This is a genomic window from Methylocystis rosea (assembly GCF_003855495.1).
GTDB classification, from domain to species: domain Bacteria; phylum Pseudomonadota; class Alphaproteobacteria; order Rhizobiales; family Beijerinckiaceae; genus Methylocystis; species Methylocystis rosea_A.
Genome location: NZ_CP034086.1, coordinates 3,534,699 through 3,557,322, shown reverse-complemented (window position 1 = coordinate 3,557,322; position 22,624 = coordinate 3,534,699). Strand labels below are relative to the sequence as shown.

Below are 22,624 nucleotides of genomic sequence, written 5' to 3'. Positions count from 1 at the left end.
CCGTCAGACCGTGGTGCAGCGGCTGTGGATCAACTCTTCATTGTTCCGCGGAACAATAACGCAGTCGTGGTGACCGCCAAAGTTCGGAATATAACCAACGGGCTCCAGCGTATCCTGCGTAAAGATGAAAGTTCCTCCTTCGAGCCGCTGGAATCCGCTGAAGATCGCGAGCACATATTTGCCGTCATAGGTGACATGCATCGTCTGCAGGTCAACGCCGACATTCTCGAAGCGCTTGATTGTCGTCCACGTATTAGTGTCGACGACGACGATGGCGCTTTTCGCCGGCTTGCGATGCAGCTCGGAGACAAACATTTTTGAGCCGTCCATCGAATAGGTGATGTGGAACGGGCTCGGCGTCGCGCCGACCCAGTGCGAATCCTTGAACTCGGTGACTCGTTTCCAGTTGCGTGGATCGCGGTCCGCACAATCGAACACGCCCATGCTGTTTTGTCGGGTGTTGTTCGTCATGGTGAACCATTTGCCGTGCGGTCCAAAACCGCATTCGTGTCCCGACGACACGACATTGTCCAGCTTGATGTCCCAAATGCCATCGGCGATTTTTTTGACCGGAATGCTTTCCTTCGTCGTGCCGTCCGGCGAAGAGATGCACGCAACCGGCTCCATCGTCGTGCGGTCGATGACGACGCCGACGGCGAACATGCGAAGCGTCACCAGCGAGAGCGGATGGATCGGATGGTGGACGCAATTATCGGCGCCGGTCAGCGTCTTCACCGAGTCGCCCGGAAGCTGTCCCGAATAGGCGAGATACTCGCCCATGGGCACCATCTCCCAATCGAGCTTGTTTCCCTTGACGCCGCGATAATCATAGAGCCCGGTGTCAGGCGCCTTTAAGAGACGGGAGACGCGAACGGTTCCTCCCTTGAACCAGTTGTCCTCGAGCACGCCGTCCGGCTCGTTTCCGCGCCAGTCGAAACGGAATGCGTCGATCACCGTCGTCTTCTGGTTTCCGGTGGCGCGATTGAAGAAGGCGACCACATCCTTTTGCCCGTCCGCGACCGTGAACCCGGACGCGTCCGGGAAAATCACGGTGTGCACGCCAAGTCCGATTCCCGTGGTCTCGGCGACATTCTCGAGCAAATTCATCTGCTGCCCGTCGAAGCCGACGCGATAGATCTGATTGCCCTGACCCCACAAAGGATCGAGCATTCCATGTTCCCGGATCTGCGTGGGGATGCCATAGATCAGCACGTTCTGCCCACCCTGGGTCGAGTTTACGAACTCGAAGCCTTTGCGCGGGTCGGCCGAAGGAAAGGCCGCGAGATGATGAGCGATCGGGCAGCTGTCGCCGTAATTCCAATATTCGATCCAGGCCATTGTTTTGCCGGTCGCAAGATCCTGCACCTGAGCGCCCCCGCCGAGCTTCGTGGGGGTGAGCCAGACGTAGTCGCCGAGCGTCGCAAGACGCGGCGCAGTCGCCTCCGCCGCCGACGCTGAGTCTCCCATCAGGCCTGAGAACAGCCCTGTCGCATTGGCGGATTTGCCGCCGAAAATGGTCCCGATGATTCCGGCGGCGCCGGCGCGCAGCACCTCTCTACGTTCCACCCGGCCACGCTGATTGAGAGGCCGCACACCCTGCGGCGCGACGAGTTCCGACACCACTTTTTCCGACGGGAAGTTTTGATCGGTCGACATCGGTCTCTCCCTAAGAGCGCAGCGAACTCGATTCAATCGATTGGATCGAGACGTCAGAAAGGTCTGCGATATAGTTCTTCGCCCGGCAAGCACTTTTGTGGATGTGCAAGATTCGCTTAAGCGAGGCGGTCGCGCTCCTCACGCGGCCCACGAGCTACGCCCCCGAACAATAATCAGATCTTTCGCCGGCGACCCAGGCGGCGGAGACAGAAATATCCTTCGGGTCGAACGCAACCATGTCGGCGCGATATCCCGGCGCGAGGCGGCCGAGCGACTTTCCGAGACCTAGAAAATCGGCGGGGTGGCAAGAGGCGCAGCGCAGCGCCCCCTCCAGAGGAAGTCCCAGAAGCCGCACACAGTTGCGCACCGCGCTCGCCATCTCGATCGACGATCCTGCAAGCGCGCCCTCCTGCGTCCGGCAACTGCCGTCGCGGACCGTGATCCCGCTACCAAGGAGATCGAACTCTGCTTTCGTCCCGCCGACCGGCGGCATGGCGTCGCTCACCAGCATGGCCCGCCCGAGGCCGCGCATCGCCAATCCCAGCATGGCGGGCGCGACATGCTCGCCGTCGACGATGAGCCCGTAAGAAGCGTCGGGCGATTCGAGCGCCGCCGCGACAGGTCCGGGCTCGCGGGCGGAAAGCGGACGCATCGCGTTGAACAAATGCGTGAAGCCCGTCAGGCCTTGCGCCATTGCGGCGCGCGTTTGCTCATAAGTGGCCATCGAATGACCGAGCGAGACCTTCGCGCCCGCAGCGACAAGTTCGGCGATGAAGCCGTCGGGCGCCTCCTCGGGCGCGAGCGTCACGAGCAATACGCCCGCGCCAAACGCGCCGAGCATCTGGCGATGATGGGCTTGTGGGCGGCGGATAAACTCTCGCCGATGGACGCCTGGCTTTTCCGGCGACAAAAAAGGGCCTTCGAGATGAATCCCGAGAATGCCGGGCTCGCGCGCCATGACTGCGCTGACGGCGTCAAGCGCCGCAGCCATCGCCTCATCGCTGTCAGTGATGAGCGTCGGCAAAAGCGACGTCACGCCGAACTTGCGATGCGCCTGCGCTATCTTCGCCAGAGCGGCGGGCGTCGGATCGGCGTTGAAAAGGACGTCGCCTCCGCCGTTGACCTGAGTGTCGATAAAGCCCGGCGCAAGCCAGGCGCCTCGAGGGACGTTGTAAACTTCCATCGAAGATGGGAGGTCGGATCGCCGCGTCAGCGCCGCGATTTGCGTGTCTTCGACCACGACGGCGAAGTCGCCATGCCTTTTTTCGCCGTCGAAGACGACGTCCGCGGCCACTGCATATCGAGAGCAGCCGTTCATCGCGTGCGCGTGATCTTGCGCAGGTGGCGCGGCTGGTCGGCGTTCTTTCCGCGCATCGCCGCCAGGCGGACGACCATGGCGTAGAAGCTCTGGATCAGACAGATCGCGTCGGTTTCGGGATGTTCAGCGGACAATGCTGGAAGCCGGCCCGGCGTCCGCTCCTCCGATGAGGTGATGAAGACTGCGGCTCCCTTCGCCTTGAGATCCGCGGCGAGCTGCATCATGCCCGCGGCGGCGGCGTCGGTCGGCGCAAACATGAGCACGGGATAGTCGGGCGCCACCAGAGCGACCGGGCCGTGGAGGAATTCGGCCGACGAAAAGCATTCCGCGTGGAGGTCCGAAGTTTCCTTGAGTTTCAGTGCGGCCTCGCGCGCAATGGCGAGCGTCGGACCGCGTCCGATCGTGACGAGGCTTTCGGCGCCGGCGATCCTCTCCAGGACGCAGCTCCAGTCGAGATCGCCGGCGGCGGCGAGGCGATCCGGCAATGCCGTCAGCGCGCGCGCGAGCGCCTTGTCCTCGGACCAAACGGCGACCAACCGGGCAAGCGCCGCCACCGACGCGATGAAGGTCTTCGTCGCGGGGATGCTCAGTTCCAGGCCTGCCGCCATCGGCAAAACGAATTCGCAAGCCTGCGCCAGCCCGCTCGCTGGGTCATTTGTGATGCAGGCGGTCACGGCGCCGTAGGCGCGCGCTGCATCCGCCTGTTCGATGATGTCGCTGCTTTCGCCCGACTGTGAAATTGCGAGAAAGAGCTGGTCAGCCAGGCGCAGAGGCTGATGATAGATCGTCGTGATGCTGGGCGCGGCGGGCGCCACCACGACGCCGAGGCATCGCTCGATCAGATGCTTGCCGAAGGTCGCGGCGTGCGCCGAGCTGCCGCGCGCGCAGGTGACGACGACTTGAGGCGGCTTGCGCCGTAACCGATCCGCGAGAACTGGGAGAACCTCGGCGAGTCCCTCCTCCTGCCGTCGCACGGCCGCCGGAGCCTCTCGCATATCGGAAGTCATCTGCGCGTCGAGGACGGTCATTATTTTCGGTTTCCGGCCAAATCCATCAGCACAGAGATTGAGCCGCACGCGCGGGAAAGCAAGTTCGAGCGCAGCTCCGGCGCCGGAGCCGGCGTCTTGAGCTGGCTCACAGGAAGCTTCGCTTGAACTCTTCCCGCCATTTGGCCATATGCGCCAATATCAGCTGGAATGCGCCGATGTGCCCGACGGAGACCGAACGCCAAAGTCCGCGCTATGCCAAGATCGACGTCTGGGAACCGGCCGAGATCCTGGATTCCATGATCGAAGGGCAATTTTCCGCCGTAGCCGCCGTTCGAGCCGCGCGCCCCGCGATTGAGCGGGCGGCGCTTGCAATTGAGCGCCGGCTGCGCGGGCCTGGACGGCTCGTTTACGTCGGCGCTGGCACGTCCGGTCGGTTGGCGGCCCAGGATGGGGCGGAGCTCATGCCAACCTTCGGCTGGCCGCAAGATCGGCTTCTGCTCCTGATGGCGGGCGGACAAACCGCCCTGCTCCACGCTGTTGAAGGCGCCGAAGACCAGGACCACCAAGCGGTCGACCTCGTTCGGCGGCATGAGATTGGGGCGTCCGATGTGACCATCGCGGTGGCGGCAAGCGGCACGACGCCTTTTACGCTCGCCTGTTTGCGGGAGGCGAAAAACAGAGGCTCCCTGACAATCGGCGTCGCGAATAATCGCGGGACGCCGCTTCTTCAGGAGGCCGATCATGCGATTTTCCTCGAAACCGGCGCCGAACCGATCGCCGGCTCGACGCGGATGAAGGCGGGAACCGCCCAGCGGATCACGCTTATTCTGCTCTCGTCTCTCGTCATGATCCTGCTCGGGCGCGTCTACGACGGGCTGATGGTGGATGTGCAGGCTTCGAACAAGAAACTGGCCCGGAGGAGCGAAAAAATTCTGTCGCGGCTGACCGGCCGCGGCGACGAGGAAATCCACGAGGCCTTGCAGCGCGCCGGCGGAAGCGTGAAGCTCGCCTTTCTGTTGCTGCAGGGCTATGGGCTCGCCAAGGCGGCGACGGCGCTGGACGAGGCAGAGGGCCATTTACGCCGCGCCATGAGCTTGATTGTCGAGCAGCCAAAGGCGGCGGACCTGAACGAGACCCAGCCGTACATTCGGGAAGATGCGACGCACGAGTAGGACGCCAGCTTGAGGTTCGCACTCCAGCAATTGTCCTCTTCGCGAGCCGACCCGCACGTCTAGCGCTCCGCGCTTCACCCAGATTTCAGCTTCCGTATTCGTTTGATGGACGCCTCGGCGTGGGCCCGCATGAACGCATCCTGCGCGCAGGCCGAGAACAGCTGACGGGCAAACTCCTCCGCCTGTTGCTGCTCGTCCTTCATGTTGTTGCCGATGAGGATGAAATCCGCGCCGGCCCGAACCGCCTTCACGCAGGCCTCGCCCGTCGACATCAGCTTTTGCACGCCCTGCATCTGCAGATCGTCGGTCAGGATGCAGGCGTCCGGCGCCCAGGCGCGCATCTTGTTCACCGCGACGGGGGAGAGGCAGACGGGCGTGTCTCTCTCCCATTGATTCACGATGCCATGGCTGAACAGGACCATCGGCACGCGTGCGATCAGCTCCTTGAACACGTTGACCTGCGCGTCGGTGAGGCAATCGGAAAGATCCATGACGTGGTCATGGGGATTGACCTTCGCGCCGCCGGTTCCGGGAAAGTGCTTCAAGCAAAGTTTCAAATTCACCGAACCAGCGACTTCCGCCAGCGCCTCCACGCATGCCGCGACAAGCTTCGGGTCGCTCGAGTAGCTGCGCTGGACCGAACCGACATCCGGGCTGTCGGGATTGATGTCGAGATCGACGACCGGCGACAGGTTCACATCGATGCCGATCTGTCGCATCTGCGCATAGGAGGGGCGTAAGACGTTCCGCCGTTCCGAGGCTGTCAATCGCCCGAACTGGCGGGCGCTTGGCAGCGGGACGAAGCCCCGCTCCTCCTTCAACCGGCGGACCTTGCCGCCTTCCTGATCGATAAAAATGAGGGGGCGCGACGGAAGGGCGTGAAGACTCTCGCAAAGCTCCTCAAGCTGAGCCGGCCCATAGACGTTCCGCTCGAATTTCTGATCCGTACAGTCGTAGTCGAAAAGAATGACTCCGCCCAAGCCAAAGCGCCGGGCAAAATCGTGCAGCCAGCCAGGGATGAGCGGGTCGCGAAAGCCCAAGATGAACAGTTCGCCGATCGGGAGATCCATGAGCGTAAAATGGTCATCGTGAGAGGACTGTCAAAGCGGTCGATGACGCCATCCCACTTCAATGTTGCGCGGATCGGCCGAGGCGCGTCAAAGTCGGCGTCAGAATGGTTGCCGAGAATGGATGCGGTCGTGAAAACTGTTTCAGTCAAGCTCGCACAGCTGCGACCGACCCAGATGGCGGTCGGATATGAGGAGGTCGGCGTCAAGCGCGCGAAGTGGCGGGCCTTGTCGGCTGGAGAAAAACTCCGTTTTCTCGCGTCTCACCCTTTTCCGGCGGTATTCGGCCCTGACGCGCAATATTTCCTTATTGACGGTCACCACATGGCGCTCGCGCTTCTTCAGGAGCAAGTCGACCTGGTTTCAGTGCGGCAGATCGAAGATCTGTCCAATCTCGAAGCAAATCAGTTCTTTTTGGCGCTACGGAAACGCGGCTTGATTTGCTCCAGCGGCGCGCCGCAGACCCTTTCGGAGATGCCGCGCGCGCTCCAGGACTTGGCGGATGATCCCTTCCGGAGCCTCACAGCCCGACTGCGCCGGGACTGCGGATGCCCGAAGGATCATGCGCCTTTCGCCGAATTTCGCTGGGCCGATTTCCTGCGCGTCCATCTCAAACTCGATTTACATCGAAGTGACCCTGCCCTCGCGATCAAAGCAGCCAAAAAGCTGATTCGCGAGGCGTGGTGCAAAGACCCATGCGCCGGATGCCGCTGCATGAAAGAAGCGGCCTCATAGGAGTCCTCGGTGGACAAGACGATCAGAAGCGCTTGGGATGGGCAATGACAAGCGTGTCGAAACCACGTCTCAGATCACCACCCGCTCCGCAAATTTAAGCGCTCGCCTTCGGCTTGCGCCCGCGCTTTACCGGAGCAGCCTTGTCGCGGGATTGACCGAGCCCCATGCTCTTCGCCAGGTCCGAGCGCCGCGCCGCATAGTTCGCCGCGACCATCGGATAGTCGGCGGGCAAGCCCCACTTGGCGCGATACTCCTCCGGCGTCATCCCCAGCGTCGCGAGATGCCGCTTGAGCGATTTGAACCGCTTGCCGTCATCCAGACAGATTAGATGGTCCGCCGTAACCGACTTGCGGATGGAAACGGCGGGCGTCGGTTGCTCGGCTGGCGAAGCCGGCGTCGCCGGCGCGCCCGTCGCGAGGCGGCGCAACGTCGCATCCACGGACAAGATCAGAGCGGGAAGCTCCGACACCGGAAGCGAATTGCGAGAGACGAAGGCCGCCACGATTTCGGCGGCGAGCTCGGTCGTATTCGGCTGATCTGTATTTGATGTCACGGAAAATCCTCGAAGCGATCGTACCCGCCCTCGATACGCGGACATTGGCTCCGCGTCGATAGGCGCCTTGTTCTACTTGCGCCGCGAATACCGCGGCTCCGAACTCTGGACGACGGGTCTATCTGATCGTCGACCTGCTTATCCGATGTCACGCTAGGCTATAGGCGGTCGTCAACGGAGTTGAGGCGTCTCCAGGGCTGCGGAGTCGCAGCGCAATCTCTTCCCAAAAATGGAGCGCCAGCCAAAGGCCCCCTTCAAAAATTGATTCTTGAGAGCCCGTCTGAAACTCGCCAACCAGGTCTCAAGTGCGTCACCCGGAGGAGTTAAGTCCTCGGGGTGCTTTGCATTGGCTAAAGAAGAGATCACTTACCGGCGATAACGCCCAGTAGCCTGCCCGCCAGCCCGGCAACCGCCATATGGGCCACGGTGTCCGTAAACGCCACATCCCCCATAAACCTTCTCGATCGGAGCCTGAACCGCAGCATTTATCGAGGCTGCCGGCATGGCGTTCGATGCTGTAGGCGCGAGAGCAAAACCAAGACTAAGTGTAGCCGCGGTCAACAAAATCCGAAACTGTGCCATAAGTTCTCCTATAGTTATCAGCGACACGCTATCTCTTAATTCGCAATTGCGCCACGCGTTTCGCGCTCTCAGCCGCCAAGATATTTTTTTCGTAAACGGTCTATCAGGCCGGTCTCCCAGGCGAGCATCACCTGTTTCGAGAGCTTCAGACGGATCGGGCTCCCAGACTTCAGAGCGAACCCATACTTTTCTTGTCTTACGACCTTGCCTACGGCGATCACGGGTAAATCGGGATGCTGATGTAGGTGATAAACGAGGGAAGGCTGGTCGCCGACGATCGCATCCACGCGATTTTCCGCGAGCGCCTTGACGAGAGCGCCGAGGGTGCTGAATCCCCGGCCGGACAGTCCCGCCTTCGCGACATACATGTTCGCTACGCTCCCGCTGAGCGTGCCAACTATCTTGCCTTTAAGATCCGTTAAATCCTCGATCCTGCCTTTGTCTGCGACCCATATGCGCCGTTCCAGAGAGTTGACAGTCATGACGCTAGTGATCGACGACGTTATGTAAGCCACAACGCCCGCGCCCATGACGAGCCAGATGCCGGCGATCATCGTCCCGTAACTTCCGAACACCAGCTTGTGATTTGTTTTCCCAGACGTGAGAACCGAGAGGACGTGATAAAAACTCTCGGAAAAGCCCTGTTTCCACTCCGTCGGAAACTCGGGGTCCAGGCGCCTGTCCAGCGCCGTAAGGAGAAAAGAAGCGACGATCACGCCGAGCCCCATCCAAAGATACACTCTAAGATGGCCATTCTCCTCAAGCTGCTCGAAGAAACTCCAGAAACCAGCCGGGGGCGCTTGATGAATCATCATCTGCAAGCCCGCATCGAACCAGGGCTGGGAAAAATCCATTCGCTCCATCCGCTCGGCGTTTATCGTCAACTCGGTGACCGCAACGTCGGATTTTCCCGTGGTTACTGAATCGAGAAGCTCTTGGAGAGTGGATGCTTCCCGATATTCGTAATCCAAGCCCATGCGTTTGGCGCTTTCCTCCCACAGGTCGATCGCAAATCCAGTAAATCCCTGGTCAGTCTTCATGACGAACGGTGGACTTTCCAACACCACAACCTGCATCTTTTTCGCCGGAGGGGGGCTGGTTTCCGGGCATGCGGGCGTGGACACAACGATGGCCAAGCAGGCTAAGGTCACGGACAGTAATAGTTTGATTTTTATCATCATTCGGCCGGGGCTGGCTCTCTGAAGCTTAAGTGTCGCAATCGCGCTTGGTGATTTATAACTTGTCGAAGCGGTCTCGCCAAAGACCAACGCCCGAGGCGCAGATGTCGGGTCTGCGCCCGCTCTGCGTCGGCCGCGGGCGGGATGACGGCGGGCGGACGTCCGGCAGGCATGTCGGCGCCCCCGGCGGCGCCTTCGATCAGCCGTTAAGCTGCAAGCGTCGCGCCGCCGTCAACGACAAGATCCTGAAGCGTGATGTGGCTGGCGAGATCCGACGCAAGAAACACGACGGCGCTTGCGATCTCCTCCGGAGCGGCGATCTTTCCCAGCGGAATTCCCAATTTGAAGGACCCTGGGTCTCCGGCGATCACTTGCTTCTCTGCGTCTGCCGAACGCCACATCGAGCGCTGCATGGCGGTGTCAGTGGAGCCAGGGGAGACGAGGTTGCAGCGAACGCCGTAAGGCGCGAGCTCCAAGCCGACGCAGTGCGTCAGACTGGTCAGCGCCGCCTTCGAGGCGCAATAGGCGCTCATCAGCATGCGCGGCGTATGCGCGGCGTTGGAGCCGACGCTGACGATCGCCCCAGAGCGCTGCCGTTTGAACTGCGGGATGGTGTGCTGAAACAGGTGGAAGGGGCCGGAAGCGTTGACGTTCATACACGCGGCCCAATCATCAAGGCTCAGCTCTTCCGTCAAACCAAGACGCAGCACGCCTGCGGCGCTGACCAGCACATCCAATCTCGGACGCTCTTTCAGCAAGGCTCGGCAGGTCTCTTGCACCTGATCGCGATCGCTGACGTCGAGGCGCACGGGCGCGAAAGGATAGTTCGAGCCCGCGAACGTCATGTCCAGCCCGACAACGTCGCCGCCGAGCGCCGCGAATTGGGCGGCCGTCGCATAGCCAATTCCCTGGCCGGCGCCCGTGACCCAGATCCGCTTTCCTGAAAAATTCATTCGCAACCGCCGAGACGTCACGCGGAGACGACCGCGGCGAGCCGCCGATCGATGATGTCCCACCAGCCATTCAAGGTCGGCTTTTTCGCCAACTCATCAAAACCCACATCGATGCCGAGCTTGCGCCATTCGGTGACCAGCATCATGACTCGCACCGAGTCGAGGCCGTAATCGATGAGGTTTTCGTCGGGGTCGAAGTCTGATTCCTCGACATCGAGCGCCGACAAAAGCTGCTTCTTGAGGTCTTCTCTGGTCAGCGGCGCAGAATGCGTGTTTCGCGCGGCGAGCAATTCGTCGACGCCGACCACCATGCCGCAGCGTCCGGCGACATAGTTTAGAGTCATGAGATGATCTTCGAGCGAAAAATCGCCGATAGCGTCGGCGATCATGAAAGGCTTGATGTCATGCATGAAGGCGTCGAGCGCCGTCGTCAGACAACCGATGTGGCCGTAGACGCCGCAGATCGCCAGTTGATCTCTGCCCATGTCCTTCATCATCTCGGCCAGGGACGAACGCTTGAAGGCGCTGTAACGCCATTTGGTCAGCACCTTGTCGTCCGCTTCCGGCGACAAGGCTTCAACGATCTTATGTTGGTCTGGATGAGCGTTCAGACCCGGTCCCCACATATCGCTCAACAACCCGCGATCTTCGTCGCTCTGTTCAATCGGTTGCGCCGTATAGATCACCGGGGCGCCGTGGGCCCTGAAAAAGGCGCGCATCCTACGAATGTTCGAAACAAGCTGATCGACAAGTGGACTTTCCTCGCCATAGAAGCCGACGAAATAGTCTTGCATGTCGTGGATCAGCAGCGCCGCGCGCTCGGGCGCAAAACTCCAGTTGACTTTGTTTATTCGGAAGGAGTCCGGGCCCGGCATGGCGTAGGACGCAAGGGACTGTATGGCCATGGTCAATTCCTGTTTGCGTTTAGACGTTGAGCTTCGTCTGGATGTCGTCGCGCAGTGTTTGCTTATCGACCTTCCCGAAGGCGGTAAGCGGCATTTGATCGACGAATTCAAAACGGTCAGGGAGTTTGAATTCAGCGACACCCTGGCTGCGGAGGTGCTTGCGCAAGGCGATCGGTCTTAGCGCCGCGTCGCTCGTGACAATGTAAGCGCAACTTTTCTCCCCCATCAGGGCGTCAGGCATGGAAATGAGCGCCGCGTGGACGACCGCCCCGTGCTGCAGCAGCACATTCTCGATCTCTTCCGCCGCAATCTTCTCGCCGCCGCGGTTGATTTGATCCTTCTTGCGGCCCACGACTCTGACACATCCCTCCGCCGTCATCTCGACCAGATCGCCCGTGTGATAGAAACCGTCGTCATCGAAGGCGCGAGCGTTATGTTCTGGGGAGCGATAATAGCCCCGGACCGTGTACGGACCGCGTGTCAGCAGCTCGCCGACCTCGCCTGCGGCGACCTCTTCGCCATCTGCATCGACGACTTTCAGTTCGTCATCGGGACTCATCGGCCGGCCTTGAGTCGTGAAAATGCGCTCGGGCGCATCATCAAGACCTGTGTAGTTGACGAGCCCCTCGGCCATGCCGAAAACCTGCTGCAGCCGACAGCCGAAGGTCGCGACAATTCGGCGGGCGACCGTCTCGCTGAGCCGCGCGCCGCCGACTTGCATCACTGTGAGATTCGGCGCTTCGCGAGAGTCGTTGGCGGCGGCGTCGAGCCATAGCGAAGCAACCGTCGGCACAATCGCTGTGATATTGACCTTGTGACGGCGAATGAGATCGAAGCAGAGATCCGCGCTCGGATTTCGCGCCATCACCACTGTTCCGCCGACGTGAAAGACGCCGAGCGCGCCGGGCGAACTGAGCGGATAATTATGCGGCGCGGGTAGCGCGCACAGGTAGCGGCTCTCAGCCGTCAGACCGCAGATTTCCGCGCTTCTCCGGACGCTGTAGAAGTAATCGTCATGGGTGCGCGGAATGAGCTTGGGAACGCCGGTGCTGCCGCCCGACAATTGGAAAAACGCCACCTGATCGGCCGCGGACGGACGCGGTCCATCCGCCGCGCCGTCTGAGTCACATTCCCACAGCGCCTCGAGATTTTCAGCATATTCAGTTCGTCCGTGGATGGCCACGACGCTCAATGTCGGCGCGCAGCTTCGGAAGCCTGTGACATAGACGCCATCCGCGAAGAGACGATGTTCGGCGGACGCGATGAGAAGCTTGGGCTGAAGCTGCTGCGCATAGGCGGTCATCTCCAGCCTGTCGTGGCTGAACAGCGCGTTGACCGGCGCCACTCCCATTTTGAGCAGCGCAAAAAAGACGATGTAAAACTCGGCGACGTTGGGAAGTTGCACGAGCGCCGTATCGCCCTGCACTATTCCGCGCCGCATGAGGCTAGACGCAAGGCGCGAGGACCTAGCGTCCAACTCAGCGTAAGTGAGATGTCGCTCGCCGCAAATGAGCGCGGCTGCGTCAGGATGACGATGGCAGGCGCGCTGCAAAATCTCGGTCAGCGGCTCGCCGCGCCAATAGCCCTTGTCGCGATATCTACGGGCGAAGGCGTCGGGCCAGGGCGTGAACTCTATCGGCATGCGGGGCGCTCCCCCGTTTCTATTCCGAAGGCGCGCAGCATCGTGCCTAACTTGGCTTCAGTTTCCGCCCATTCGGATTCCGGATCAGAAGCTTCGACGATGCCGGCGCCGGCAAAGAGTCGAATGGCTTTGTCGTGAACCGTTCCGCACCTTATCGCCACCGCCCACTCGCCATTACCCTCTGAGTCGCACCATCCGACGGCGCCGCTGAAAACGCCGCGGTCGAATGGCTCCAGAGCGCCAATCAACGACCGCGACTCAGCGGTTGGATAGCCGCAGACCGCTGGCGTCGGATGCAGCCGACAGGCAAGTTGAAGCGCCGACGTGTGGTGGTTCGCCAGCTCGCCGGTGATCAATGTCGAGAGATGCCACATCGTCGACGTGTTCATGAGCGCTGGCTCAGTGGGCGTCGTTAGAGCTTTGCATACGGGCTCCAGTGCTTCCTGTATTTCATCCACAACAAGCCTGTGCTCGAAATTGTCTTTGTTCGACTGCAACAGCTTGCGGCTCGCCAGCCGATCCTCTTCCGGGTCCGATCTGCGTTTGGCCGAACCGGCCAAGGGATTAGAGCGAATGGCGGCGCCGTCCTTTTGGATGAGGAGTTCGGGACTTGCGCCAAGCAATATCGCTCCATCGCCCAAAGGCGCCTTGAAATGATAGCCGCTGGGATTTTGCTTCATCAAGGCGTTCAAGATCGCTGTGACGTCGACCGGTTGTGCGAGTTCGATTTCGAGGATGCGGGATAGAACCGCTTTCGACATTTTACCCGCGCGAAAGCTTGTGATCGCGCGCGTGACGGCGTCTTTGAATGCGTCCTTGTCGGGGAGGCTACGCATGCCGAGGACCGTGGGCGCCCGCTCCGAGCGTCGCTCCTCGACCATCAGCGACTCTCTTACGAATTCAGTATAACTCATTGGCACGAACAGTGAGCAGGGCTGCCGTATGTCGAAAGGAATGGCGCCCGCAACGATGGGATTCACCTGTCCGGCCTGCCGCGCCCGATTGATTGCGCCCTGCACGGCCATCTGCAGGAAACTATCCGAATGCGCCGCTCCGCACGCCGAAAGACAAATTCGCTCGGCAACGCCGAATGCTTTGAGGCTTCGGTGCGGCGAAGTGAACACAAAGCTGGGATTGGCTTCAATGGTCGAAACTGAAGGAGCAAGATTAATCGCATTCATGTCGCACCTCTACCGCTATCGATATCGTTCTTCATCAAAAGGCGTCGCCTACATGCACGGCGTGCACATCAAGCTTTCTCGGTCTTCGAGAGTTGAGGCTGCGGCCGTTCGCTCGTTTCGGCGCTCGTCGAAGACAAATCCTCGCTCCTCTTTGACGAGGCGAAGCGAAGGGAACGAAATCCGATCGCCATCGCCCCGCTCGAAAAAAGCGCGATAAGGCTGAAAATGAGGATGGCGGACGTCAGCGGCAAAACGCGAGTCAGGCCTCCAAGCGCGAGCGCGCCAAACGCGTCGCCAGTGACCGCCTGGGCGGCCCATAGACCATTGACCCGACCCAACAAATGTTCTGGCGTGTGGCGTTGGACAAGAGTGAACTGCAGAAGCGATGCGATCGAGCTCAAATAGCCAAAGCCCGTGAGCGCCACAAAACCGACGACAGGATCGCTGATAAATCCGAGCGACCCCAGCGCGACGAAAGCTGCCGCGCCGCTCGCGAGCAGTAGCGCTCCGGAACGAGCAAAGCCGCCGAGCCAACCGCCCGTTAAGGCCGCTGCCGTCGCGCCAAGCGGCGCAGCGGCATACATCATCCCCACCGCCGACGGCCCGACGCGGTATACGTCCTCGGCAAGCGCCGGCAAGAGAATGCGAACGCCGCCGCCGAGACTGACAAGCGCGCCCACCGCGACGACGGCGCCGACAAGCCTGTTAACGAAAAGATAGCCGACGCCCGCCCCGAGCGCGCGCAGCGGGTGCTGCGGTTCGCGTCTGGCGGGAGGCATCGGCGGAAGCCGCATGAGCTGAGCGACGGTCAGCAGCGCGCCGATCGCGGCTGCAAGGTAATTCCAGCCCACGCCGAAAGACGCGATCACCATCCCGCCGATTGCCGGAGAGAGGATTCCGCCCATGCGAACCGTCAGCATGTTGAACTGGCCGGCAGCGCCAAGATTGTCGCGGCCGACGAGAAAAGGCGTGGCGGCGAGCAGCGCAGTAACGCCGAGCGCGCTGAAAAATCCGTCCCACAACGCCAACGCATAGATCGCCAGCACTGACGGCGACGAGCTGAAGCCATTGACGGCGAGCGCGGCGAAGCCAATGCCGCACACCGACCGCGCAAAGAGGATGAGCTTGCGTCTATCCCACCGGTCGGCGAGCACCCCACCCGCCAACAGCCCGGCGAAGGCGCCGCCGCCGCCGAGCGCCATGGATATTCCGACCTGCATAGGCGAGCCGGTCAATTCCTGGATTTGAACTGGGACCGCCACTGTCAGCATGCCCAGCGAAAACACCGACAGGGTCCGCGCAATGACGACGGTGCGAAATGCGGCGTTGTCGCGCAGCAGGCTAAGGTCCAACAGCAGAGTAGATTTGTTCTTGACGATGTTCTTGGCGACGCCGCCCGCCGGATCAGGAGATGAACCCGACGACACGGCATGACCTTCGTTGCGCTTCTCTTGCGACGCTTCTGGGGAGTGCTGAGTGTCCATCCCCTAGCTCCTCGCCTCTCTGTCGCGCAGCAAGCGATTGAGGATTGGCCCCAAAGCCTGCAGGGAGCGCGGAGAGACAATGTCCGTGTGGGCGCAGTCCAGGTCGACGACGTTGAGCTGGCCCACATAGGGACGCCAGGTCTCCTGGACGTCCATTCCCGGCGGCAAGGTCCGCCTCGCTACGAATAGCGTCGCCGCTCCGGGATAGCGCGCCGTCCTCGCGGTGGAGAGTAGACGCACTGAATCTTCGTAGTTCCGCATGATATTGCCGAACATCTCGGCCTTTTCCTTCGCCAAGGCCGAATCGAGAGCGTCTTTGGAGGCGTTCATGAACAGCGCGCGCTCCTTCTCGATCTCGTTCTCTTCGTCTTCCGTCGGCGGTCTGGTCCAGTCCTGGATTTCTGGCGGATAGGTGTCGAGCAGTCCGAGAAAGTCGACCACGTCGCCTTCTTCGACAAGTCGCACAGCGATCGCCTGCGCCACTACGCCGCCAAGCGAATAGCCGAGCAGCCGGTAAGGCCCATGAGGCTGAATTTTGCGGATCGTTTCGAGATGTCTCTTGCAGACCTCATCCATCGTATCGCAGACGGCGATGACTCCGTTCGGCCGCGGCGACTGAAGTCCGATCACGGGGCAGTCGCTTTGGAGGTAGCGGGTAAGGACGCTGAACTGCCACGAAAAGCCAGAAGCGGGATGAATGCAGATCAGCGGCGCATCGGCGCCCGAGCGCAGATGCAGAACTTCGCCGAAGCCCGCCTTGCGCTCTTCGCCCGCTTGTTCGTCGAAAAGCGCGCGCGCAAGCCGCTCAACGCTCGAATTGACGATGACTTCACCGACGGAGACAGGCGTCTTGAATTCCGTCTCCAACGCGGCGGCAAGCTGCATAGCGAGCAGGGAATGTCCGCCGAGCGCAAAGAAGTCATCGTCGGCGTTGATCTCATCGATCTCAAGAACGCGCGCGAATATTTCTGCAAGAATCGTCTCAATTCCCGGAAGCGGCTTGCGGCCTTGGCGATGAAGCGCGCCTCCCGGCGCCGGCAACGCCTTTCTGTCCAGTTTGCCGCTGGCGTTCAGCGGAAATTCCTTCAGGCAGACTACGGCCGTCGGAGTCATGTGGCCGGGGAGACGACGCAAGAGCGCGCCGCGCAACGCCTCGCCATCAAGCTCCGTATCGCTTGATGGAACGACATAGCCGATCAAGTGACGCTCATCGGCGCCGCCGCCGACGCGTTCGCCCGTCGCTCTTGCTATGACCGCGGCCTGCGCGACGCCGGGCTGCTCCAGCAGCACGCTTTCGATTTCGCCGAGTTCGATCCGCTGGCCACGAATCTTGATCTGGTCGTCGCCTCGACCAAGATATTCGACGGTTCCGTTCGCGAGCCAGCGGACGATATCGCCTGTGCGATACATTCTCTCGCCGTCCGCAAAAGGATCGGCGACGAAACGACTGGCCGTAAGCGACGGGCGGCCGAGGTAACCATCGGCAAGCTGGACGCCAGAAAGATAAAGTTCGCCAGCGACTCCGACGGGCGTCGGCCGCAGCCAGCCATCGAGAACCCGCAAGCCTGTGTTCCACACGGGCCGGCCGATGGGAACGCTGGCCGCCGCAGCAGCGTCGTCCGCGCCAACTCCGCAGGCCTGTTGATAGGTGACGTCGACAGCCGCCTCTGTCGGACCGTAGAGATTATGCAGCGGCGCGCTGAACAACGTCTCATAGGACCGGGCCAATTCTTTCGACAGCGCTTCGCCGCTGCAGAAGACGAGACGCAAACTGCTGGAGTCCGCCGCATGGCCGGACTCGGATCCGGCCCTCGCGACGAAGGTCGCGAGCATTGACGGAACGAAATGGATCACGCTGACCCGGTGATCCTGAATGAGCCGAAGCAGCTCGCGTGGATCGCGATGCGCTTCGGGCGGCGCGACGACGAGACGTGCGCCCGTCATCAGCGGCCAAAAGAACTCCCATACCGACACATCGAAGCTGCTTGGCGTCTTCTGCAAGACGACGTCGTCCGCGCTCAATCGGTACTCATGCTGCATCCAGCGCAAACGATTGACGATCGCCTTGTGAGAGACCGTCACGCCCTTAGGACGACCGGTCGAGCCGGAGGTATAGATGACATAGGCCGCATCTTCGGGACTTGGAGAACGAGTCTCGGTCCGCACCGCGTTTTCGTTGGGGCCGTCCAACAGCTCATCATAGACAAGCGATGCGCCCAATCGCTCGAAGCGATCCTGCAGCTCAGACGTGGTGACGATGAGGCGAGGTCGGGCGTCTTGCACCATGTACGCAAGACGTTCTTCCGGATAGCCGGTGTCGAGCGGCAGATAGGCGGCGCCCGCTTCTTGCGCGGCCATCAGCGCGATGACGAGTCGAACAGATCGCGGCAGCGCAATCGCGACGATGTCGCCGGCCGTGACGCCGGCAGCCGCGAAGTTGCGTGCGAGCGCCGTCACTTGCCGCCGAACCTCGCGGTAGGACAGCGCATACTCGCCGTCGACCAGCGCTATGGCGTCCGGCGTGCACTGCGCCTGGTCCGCCAGCAGTTCGCACAGGGTGCTCGGATGATTCGCCACCTTCGTCGCGTTGACGCGCGCGAGCAGATCACGCTCCTCGGTCAGCAAAACGTCCATCGCAGAGAGCGGCGCATCGGGTCGGTCGACGATTTGTTCGAGCAGTTTCGTCACACGGCGGGCAATGCGCTCCGGCTCCTTGACGCCTTCGCGATATTCGAGCCGCAGCTCCAGTTGCCGGCCCGGCAGAACCATCAGCGTCAAGGGATAATGCGTATAGCCGCGATTGCGGGCGCCGACGCATCGCAGACCGCCGAAGTCCGCCGCGAACAACTTCGCGTCTTCCGGATAATTCTCCACCACGAGCAATGTGTCGAACAGGTTTGAAACGCCGCAAAGCCGTTGGATTTCGCCAAGCCCAACGCCGTCATGCTCCAGCAGCCGAATTTGTCGCTGCTGGACATTGGCAAGCTGCTCCAGCAGCGGCTGATCCGGGCGCAGCCGCAAACGGACCGGCAGCGTGTTGGTGAAAAGTCCGATATGCGCTTCGACGCCTTCGATCGCCTCGGAACGACCCGACATCGGCGACCCGAAGACGACATCGTTGCGACCAGTCATTGTTGCAAGGAATGCGCCCCACACGCCTTGCATCAGCGTGTTGAGCGTTAGGCCACGGCTGCGGCGCAGCGCCTCAAGTTCTTCCAGGAACCCGGGCCGAAGATTAAGCGGTAGCTCATGAATGGCGCCGAAGCCCTTGTCTTCAAACAGCAATGTCGGCGCAACGCCCTGCAGCGCCTCTCGCCAGGCGAGACGCGCCGGGGCCGGGTCGCGGCTTGTGAGGCGACGCACGACCGTTGGATAATCGGGCGTGAGAGCCGGCAGCGCATAACCCGCATAGGCGCCCAGCAACTCTCGCAGCATGATCGTTGAAGACCAGCCGTCGCCGATCAAATGATGCGAGCAGATGAGCAGAACATGCCTGTCGCCGGCAAGGCGCACCAGCGTCGCCTGCGCCATCATCCGCTCCTGCGCCTCGGCGCCAAGAAAATCCTGATCGAGTTCCGCCCGCTCGAGACGGTCGAGTTCGCCGACTTGCTGCTGTTCATCGCATGCGTCGAGATTGCAACGCTTCCATGGCCAGTGGCGTAGACTGGACCCCTCATCGAGCAGCGGAAGGATTTGCAGCGCTGCGCCCTGTTGAACGTCGAAGATGGCGGCCAGCTGGGGGTGACGGCGGAGCAGCGTCTCCAGCGCATCCTTCAGTCTTTCGACATCAAGCGGACCTTCGAAATCAAAGCGGGAGATAGCGTTGTAGCGGCTGGCTTGCTCGCCGAGCCGGGCATGGAACAGCAGTCCTTCTTGTAACGGCAATGCAGGCAATACGGCGGCGATCGGACCGAAACGCTCGCGCAAGGCATCCAGCTCCGCCTCGCTGATTTCGTTGGTCTCAAGAGTTTCGGCGGGCGCTGCGTCAGACTTCGACACGAGTACCTTCGCCATACGCGCGACGCTGCGGCACTCGAAGATGTCTCGCGGCCGCAACAAGGCGCCGCGCCGACGCAGCACCGCACAAAGGCTTATCGCGGAAATACTGTCGCCGCCGAGAAAGAAGAAATCGTCATCGGCGCCGACGTGGTCCACGCGCAGGATGCCGGCGATAAGATCGGCGAGCATCGCTTCGGGTCCAGGAAGCAGCTGTCGGCTTTTCGACCGAGCCGCCTCGGACGGATCGGGCAAAGCCTTCCGATCGAGCTTGCCGTTGGCGCTCAGCGGCAATTCCTCCAAAGCCACGATCGCAACAGGCGTCATATAGGCAGGAAGGCGCTTGCCCAGCGCCGCGCGCAGCGCGTCGCCGTCGAGTTCGTCGCCGCGCGTCGCGGGCGTGACATAGCCGATGAGTTGTCGAGCGTCAGAAGCAAGCGCCGACGCATGCCCGCAGCCGAAAATGCGCGCGATAACCGCCGCCTGCCCAACGCCAGGCTGATCCCGCAAAGCGCTTTCGATTTCGCCAAGCTCGATTCGCTGGCCGCGAATCTTAAGCTGATCGTCGCTACGACCGAGATAATCGACGGTTCCGTCAGGCAGCCAGCGCGCGATGTCGCCGGTTCGATACATGCGCGCGCCATCGGCTTTGGGGTCGGCGACGAAGCGGCTGGCGGTCAGCGAAGCGCGGCGCCAATAGCCCTGCGCAAGCTGCGATCCCGTCAGATAGAGATCGCCGGCGACGCCGATCGGCGCGGGGCGCAAGCGCGAGTCCAATATGCGCAAGCCTGTGTTCCACAAGGGCCGCCCGATCGGGACACCCGGTCCCCGCGCCGACGCGAGCGCCTGTCCGAATGCAGGCTGATACGTCACCTCGACCGTCGCCTCGGTCGGTCCGTAGACATTATGCAGCGGGGCGTGAAACAGGTTCTCGAAAGCCTCAGCGAGTTCCTTGGACAAGGCCTCGCCAATACAGAACACTGCACGCAGGCTCACAGCGTCACGCGCGGGGTTCGCCGTCGCCCGAACGCCGGCGACAAAGGCGGCAAGCAGCGAGGGTACGAAATTCATCGTCGTGACTCGATAGTCGCGGATGACCTGAAGCAGGGCTTCGGGATCACGGTCCACGTCTTCCGGCGCCATCACAAGACGCGCGCCGCATGTCAGGGGCCAGAAAAACTCGCCGACCGAGACATCGAAGCTGCAGGGCGTCTTCTGCAGAACCACGTCGTCGGCGTTTAGCGCATATTCGTCTTGAAGCCAGCAAAGGAGATTGACGACCGCGCCGTGAGAGACAACGACGCCCTTCGGCTTTCCGGTGCTGCCCGACGTGTAGATGATATAGGCCGGGTGGTCCGGCGTGAGCGTCGTCTTTGGCGCTGAAGGATGTTCTTCGACGCCGGGCGTAAGCTCATCGAAGATCAGAACCGGTCCCATGTTTTCGAACCGGCTTCGCAGAGTCTCGCTGGTGATGATCACGCGCGGCGCTGCGTCCTCGGCCATATAAGCCAGTCGCTCGTCGGGATAATTGATGTCGAGAGGTAAGTAGGCGGCGCCCGTTTCAAGCACCGCCAGAATCGCAAGACTTAAGTGAACAGTCCGGGGAAGCGCGATCGCGACATGATCCTCGGCGACGACCCCCGCGTCTGCAAGCATTTGCGCAAATCGAGAGACCTGGCGCCGAACCTCTCGATAGGTGAGCGTATGGTCGCCATCAACCAACGCTATAGCGTCTGGCGTCTTTGCCGCCTGGGCGGCCAGCATGTCGCATAATGTCAGCCGTGGAACATCCTTCGCCGTGTCGTTCGCCGCCGCGATCAGCGCGCGCTCGCCTTCGGTCAAGAGCGCCGCCGCGCCGATCGGGAGTTTGGGATCCGCCGCGAGGCGCTCCACGAGACAGGCGAGCCTCTTCGCGTGGAGTTCCAGATCCTGCTCGTCGTAGCGATCGCAATTCGCGACGAGATCAATCGTCAGTCTGCCGTCGTCGACATAAAGATCGACTTCCATGTCTTCGACTGGCCCCGACGCCAGCTGATGCGTCACGCCCGCGACGCCATCGAAATCGAGCCGATAATCGAACATCTTGAGATTGAGCATCGGCCCGTAGAGAGAGCGATCCGAGCCGACCAGCCCGAGATCGCGCCGCAGCTGTTCGGCTTCGTACCGTTGGCGTCGGCGCACCGCCTTCAATTCGGAGGCAAGCGCTGTCGCCGCCTCCGACAGCAACATTGATGGCGCCATGCTCAGCTGTACAGGAAGGACGTTCACGACAGGACCTGCGGCGAAGAGCGCGATGGATCCCATGCGTCGCATGAACGGCATGCCGACTGTCAATCGCGTCGCGCCGCTCATCCGATGCAGATACGCAAAAACGGCCGCCATCGCCATTTCGACGCCGGAGACGCGCATCGTGACGCCCTGCGTCTCGAACGCTGCCATAACATCTGGCGGAAGAGATATTCTTCGCCGCCGCGGCAAGGACACATCCGCATCCTGCGAGATTTTCGTTCTGGGCTGTGACAATGCGATCGGGGTCGGCAGATTTTTGGCGTGGTCCAACCAAAACCACCGGTCTGCTTCCTGCGCCTTCGAGCCCTCATAGGACTGGTATTCTTCGACGACTTCGGCGAAGGAGGTGAAAGGCGAGTCCCCTAAAGGCTTGCCGCGCCTTAGCGCCGTGTAAATATCGGCTATGCGCCGCGCGATGGCGGTAAAGCTGAAACCGTCGACCATCAGATGATGGTATCGCTGATACCAGAACCAGCGCTCGCCATTCGATGTTTCACCGAGACGAATCAGGACGTGCCGATAAAGCAACGCGTCGCCATCCAGTGGCAGATCCGCCGCTAGATCAGCGCGCATGACGGCAAGCGCTGCAGCCTTCGGATCTGGTTCTTCGCTGACGTCAACGACATCCGGATCGGGCGACTCTCCAGCATTTATGCGTTGAGGAATGATTTGCGAGAGCTGGCCCTCGGTCTCGATAAATCGGGCGTGAACTGTATCGGCCTCGGAAAGTCCGATGCGAATGGCGCGGCGCAGAGATTCAAGATCAACGTCGCCACACAGCTCCACATATTGTGCAACGATGAAGGCGTTTCGCGTCGGTGAAACCTGATCGCCCATCCAGATGCCCGGTTGGGCGGCAATGAGCGGGAGTTCAAGCGCGATCGGCACGGACGGTCGCAAAGTCGGAGCAAGAAGCACTTGTCT

General features: G+C 61.4%; 15 protein-coding genes. 2 read left to right on the top strand and 13 right to left on the bottom strand.

Going from position 1 to position 22,624, the window contains the following annotated elements; genetic code table 11:
- Positions 1-3: 3 nt before the first annotated feature.
- The 3 genes from EHO51_RS17375 to EHO51_RS17365 all read right to left on the bottom strand — a co-directional run bounded on the left by EHO51_RS17375 (position 4) and on the right by EHO51_RS17365 (position 4,002).
- A complete protein-coding gene (locus tag EHO51_RS17375) occupies positions 4-1,656 on the bottom strand; it encodes a hypothetical protein (RefSeq protein WP_245434652.1) in 1,653 nt (550 codons plus the stop codon).
- Between the two features lie 154 nt (positions 1,657-1,810).
- Positions 1,811-2,974 carry an N-acetylglucosamine-6-phosphate deacetylase gene (gene nagA / locus EHO51_RS17370; RefSeq protein WP_124739904.1) on the bottom strand — a complete coding sequence of 388 codons (1,164 nt, stop codon included), beginning with the start codon at positions 2,972-2,974 and terminating at the stop codon, positions 1,811-1,813.
- Complete coding sequence (locus EHO51_RS17365; protein WP_124739903.1) at positions 2,971-4,002, bottom strand: SIS domain-containing protein; 1,032 nt, start codon at positions 4,000-4,002, stop codon at positions 2,971-2,973. Before EHO51_RS17365 ends, nagA begins: the two co-directional genes overlap by 4 nt.
- Before the next feature lie 176 nt (positions 4,003-4,178).
- On the opposite strand from EHO51_RS17365, the gene EHO51_RS17360 reads away from it, so the two are divergent.
- Entirely contained in the window at positions 4,179-5,135 is a 957-nt protein-coding gene (locus EHO51_RS17360; protein WP_124740208.1) for an N-acetylmuramic acid 6-phosphate etherase, read from the top strand.
- A gap of 74 nt (positions 5,136-5,209) precedes the next feature.
- On the opposite strand, the gene EHO51_RS17355 is transcribed toward EHO51_RS17360, so the two are convergent.
- The gene (locus tag EHO51_RS17355) at positions 5,210-6,115 is read right to left on the bottom strand and encodes a glycoside hydrolase family 3 N-terminal domain-containing protein (protein WP_245434651.1); all 906 of its coding nucleotides are present in this window, start codon (positions 6,113-6,115) and stop codon (positions 5,210-5,212) included.
- Between EHO51_RS17355 and EHO51_RS17350 the strand changes: the two genes are divergently transcribed.
- Positions 6,014-6,937 carry a ParB-like protein gene (locus EHO51_RS17350; protein WP_245434650.1) on the top strand — a complete coding sequence of 308 codons (924 nt, stop codon included), beginning with the start codon at positions 6,014-6,016 and terminating at the stop codon, positions 6,935-6,937. The two genes, EHO51_RS17355 and EHO51_RS17350, sit on opposite strands and share 102 nt — an antisense overlap.
- A 94-nt stretch (positions 6,938-7,031) precedes the next feature.
- On the opposite strand, the gene EHO51_RS17345 is transcribed toward EHO51_RS17350, so the two are convergent.
- The 9 genes from EHO51_RS17345 to EHO51_RS17305 all read right to left on the bottom strand — a co-directional run bounded on the left by EHO51_RS17345 (position 7,032) and on the right by EHO51_RS17305 (position 22,618).
- Complete coding sequence (locus EHO51_RS17345; protein WP_124739900.1) at positions 7,032-7,490, bottom strand: MucR family transcriptional regulator; 459 nt, start codon at positions 7,488-7,490, stop codon at positions 7,032-7,034.
- 366 nt (positions 7,491-7,856) lie between these two features.
- Positions 7,857-7,994 (bottom strand): GCG_CRPN prefix-to-repeats domain-containing protein, encoded by a 138-nt coding sequence (locus EHO51_RS21435; RefSeq protein ID WP_432431931.1) that lies wholly within the window; start codon positions 7,992-7,994, stop codon positions 7,857-7,859.
- Positions 7,995-8,140: 146 nt separating this feature from the next.
- Positions 8,141-9,253: a transporter substrate-binding domain-containing protein gene (locus tag EHO51_RS17335; RefSeq protein WP_124739898.1), complete on the bottom strand. Its 1,113-nt coding sequence runs from the start codon at positions 9,251-9,253 to the stop codon at positions 8,141-8,143.
- A gap of 203 nt (positions 9,254-9,456) precedes the next feature.
- Positions 9,457-10,203, bottom strand: coding sequence for a 2,3-dihydro-2,3-dihydroxybenzoate dehydrogenase (dhbA, locus tag EHO51_RS17330; RefSeq protein ID WP_124739897.1), 747 nt, complete (start codon positions 10,201-10,203; stop codon positions 9,457-9,459).
- A gap of 17 nt (positions 10,204-10,220) precedes the next feature.
- Positions 10,221-11,108, bottom strand: coding sequence for an isochorismatase family protein (locus EHO51_RS17325; RefSeq protein ID WP_124739896.1), 888 nt, complete (start codon positions 11,106-11,108; stop codon positions 10,221-10,223).
- 19 nt (positions 11,109-11,127) lie between these two features.
- Complete coding sequence (locus EHO51_RS17320; protein WP_124739895.1) at positions 11,128-12,750, bottom strand: (2,3-dihydroxybenzoyl)adenylate synthase; 1,623 nt, start codon at positions 12,748-12,750, stop codon at positions 11,128-11,130.
- The gene (locus EHO51_RS17315; protein WP_124739894.1) at positions 12,741-13,931 is read right to left on the bottom strand and encodes an isochorismate synthase; all 1,191 of its coding nucleotides are present in this window, start codon (positions 13,929-13,931) and stop codon (positions 12,741-12,743) included. Before EHO51_RS17315 ends, EHO51_RS17320 begins: the two co-directional genes overlap by 10 nt.
- A 68-nt stretch (positions 13,932-13,999) precedes the next feature.
- The gene (gene entS, locus EHO51_RS17310; RefSeq protein ID WP_124739893.1) at positions 14,000-15,415 is read right to left on the bottom strand and encodes an enterobactin transporter EntS; all 1,416 of its coding nucleotides are present in this window, start codon (positions 15,413-15,415) and stop codon (positions 14,000-14,002) included.
- Positions 15,416-15,418: 3 nt separating this feature from the next.
- Positions 15,419-22,618, bottom strand: a complete 7,200-nt coding sequence (locus EHO51_RS17305; RefSeq protein WP_245434649.1) for a non-ribosomal peptide synthetase — start codon at positions 22,616-22,618, stop codon at positions 15,419-15,421.
- Positions 22,619-22,624: the final 6 nt, after the last annotated feature.

Excerpts from the sequence above, each read along its gene's own strand:
- EHO51_RS17375 (WP_245434652.1), bottom strand. The coding sequence starts at position 1,656 with ATGTCGACCGATCAAAACTTCCCGTCGGAAAAAGTGGTGTCGGAACTC.
- nagA (WP_124739904.1), bottom strand. The coding sequence starts at position 2,974 with ATGAACGGCTGCTCTCGATATGCAGTGGCCGCGGACGTCGTCTTCGAC.
- EHO51_RS17365 (WP_124739903.1), bottom strand. The coding sequence starts at position 4,002 with ATGACCGTCCTCGACGCGCAGATGACTTCCGATATGCGAGAGGCTCCG.
- EHO51_RS17360 (WP_124740208.1), top strand. The coding sequence starts at position 4,179 with ATGTGCCCGACGGAGACCGAACGCCAAAGTCCGCGCTATGCCAAGATC.
- EHO51_RS21435 (WP_432431931.1), bottom strand. The coding sequence starts at position 7,994 with ATGCCGGCAGCCTCGATAAATGCTGCGGTTCAGGCTCCGATCGAGAAG.
- EHO51_RS17335 (WP_124739898.1), bottom strand. The coding sequence starts at position 9,253 with ATGATGATAAAAATCAAACTATTACTGTCCGTGACCTTAGCCTGCTTG.
- dhbA (WP_124739897.1), bottom strand. The coding sequence starts at position 10,203 with ATGAATTTTTCAGGAAAGCGGATCTGGGTCACGGGCGCCGGCCAGGGA.
- EHO51_RS17325 (WP_124739896.1), bottom strand. The coding sequence starts at position 11,108 with ATGGCCATACAGTCCCTTGCGTCCTACGCCATGCCGGGCCCGGACTCC.
- EHO51_RS17320 (WP_124739895.1), bottom strand. The coding sequence starts at position 12,750 with ATGCCGATAGAGTTCACGCCCTGGCCCGACGCCTTCGCCCGTAGATAT.
- EHO51_RS17315 (WP_124739894.1), bottom strand. The coding sequence starts at position 13,931 with ATGAATGCGATTAATCTTGCTCCTTCAGTTTCGACCATTGAAGCCAAT.
- entS (WP_124739893.1), bottom strand. The coding sequence starts at position 15,415 with ATGGACACTCAGCACTCCCCAGAAGCGTCGCAAGAGAAGCGCAACGAA.